This is a genomic window from Tangfeifania diversioriginum (assembly GCF_900141875.1).
Lineage (GTDB): Bacteria > Bacteroidota > Bacteroidia > Bacteroidales > Prolixibacteraceae > Tangfeifania > Tangfeifania diversioriginum.
Window position 1 is genome coordinate 1 of record NZ_FQZE01000077.1, and the last position, 1,670, is coordinate 1,670.

Here is a 1,670-nt window from a genome sequence, read left to right on the forward strand (position 1 = left end):
GAATTATAATTATTATATCCCCTGGTAGTCATTCTATAACAGATTTGTGGTAAAATCCATTAAGATACTGATTATCAGGGGTTTAATCAAATATTTTAAATACTTATTTTGCTCATTTTCAAATAGTTATCCACATTTTTAACGAAGTATTGAACCAGAATGTAATTTATTAAAATGATTTTTAGGGTATTTTGCTGTTCAGTTGTAATATATTAATTAAACAGGTTTGAAAATTAAATGAGATTTTGCTTGCTTACAAAGAATACATCTTCCGAAAATGTATTCACATTTAGCTTTTTTAAAATTTTGGTTTTGTGGTTCATCAACGAACCACAAACTACAAACCACGAACCACAAACCACGAACCACGAACCACAAACCAGTCAACGGTAACAAAAAAGGTAACCCTGTCAACTTTGTGCTATATAACATGCTGAGGTATTGCATACATAGATTACTTGTTATTATTGAGATTCTGTGCTATGTGATTTTTGTCATGTTTTTTTTGTAAATATTTTGTTTTAAGTTTATTGCAGGTTAATCAAAATATTACCGGCACTAAACCATGATTTAAAATGCGATCTTTTAATGCACCCTACATAGCACCAGCAGGCACCAAACCCCTTACTATTTTATCTGCTTCAAAAAGTAATAATTCCACACCGGGTTACCCGGCAGTTTGTTGGTTGGCCAACAATTATTCATGCCTTTTTTGTACCCTTATGATACATGTCTGTAAAATTAATTTGAATGATAAACTGAAAAATAAACATTAAATAAATTTAAAACCCTGCTCCTATGAAAACTATCAAAACACAAAGCCTGCCGGTAGCGGATAATGTGCAAGAAAACGAGAACCATGAAAATAATAAAGGCCGGGGAGGGAAGTAACCGCCGGGCCAAATTAAAATAAAAAAATAACTGCCGTTTGACACCGGGGACCGGCAGCAAGAAAAATAACACCCGGAGGAACAGCGAACTCAACCAATAATGTAACTGAGGGGGCGGAGCTGTGAAAAACGAAACTATATTAAAACAAATAACCGTAAAATATGCAAACCGACGGTTTAAATAAGATAAGTGAGAATATCCTCATTTCCATTGTTTTGTCGCTTTACAACGAGGAAGCCGGGGTGTTAAACTTTTGGACGGCGCTGCAGGAAGAACTGGCAAAGTATGAAAGCATCCGCTTCGAACTCATTTGGGTGAACGATGGCAGTAAAGACCGTACCCAGTATTTAATCGACAAGAAAATTACAAAAAACAACCGCGGCAACATCACTCACTGTACCATCGAATTTTCCAAGAACTTCGGGCACGAAGCAGCAATGATTGCCGGAATAGACCACGCAAAAGGAGATGCTGTTATTTGTATGGATTCCGACGGCCAGCACCCGCCTTCGGAAATCCCAAAAATGATTGCTTCATTTCTTTCGGGCAACGATTGTGTACTAATGGAGCGCACCCACCGGGAAGATAACGGGATGTTAAAAAAATGGTTTTCTTCCCTGTTTTACCGCATCATTAATAAACTTTCAACGGTAAAATTCCGGCACAACGCCAGCGATTTTTGGTATTGTTAAAAAAGTATAGCTAATTGATTGTTTCTTTTCATCATTAATAATTTTACTGAATGAATCAGCATGTATTTTGCTTTTGTATAGCATTTT

The 1,670-nt window shown here is 36.2% G+C and carries 1 protein-coding gene; it reads left to right on the plus strand.

All coding sequences use genetic code 11. From position 1 onward, the window contains the following. Positions 1-1,052 precede the first annotated feature (1,052 nt). Positions 1,053-1,583: a glycosyltransferase family 2 protein gene (locus BUC07_RS20455; RefSeq protein ID WP_073174214.1), complete on the plus strand. Its 531-nt coding sequence runs from the start codon at positions 1,053-1,055 to the stop codon at positions 1,581-1,583. The last annotated feature ends 87 nt before the right edge of the window (positions 1,584-1,670 follow it).

Coding starts and splice junctions, on each gene's coding strand:
- BUC07_RS20455 (WP_073174214.1), top strand. CDS start 1,053: ATGCAAACCGACGGTTTAAATAAGATAAGTGAGAATATCCTCATTTCC.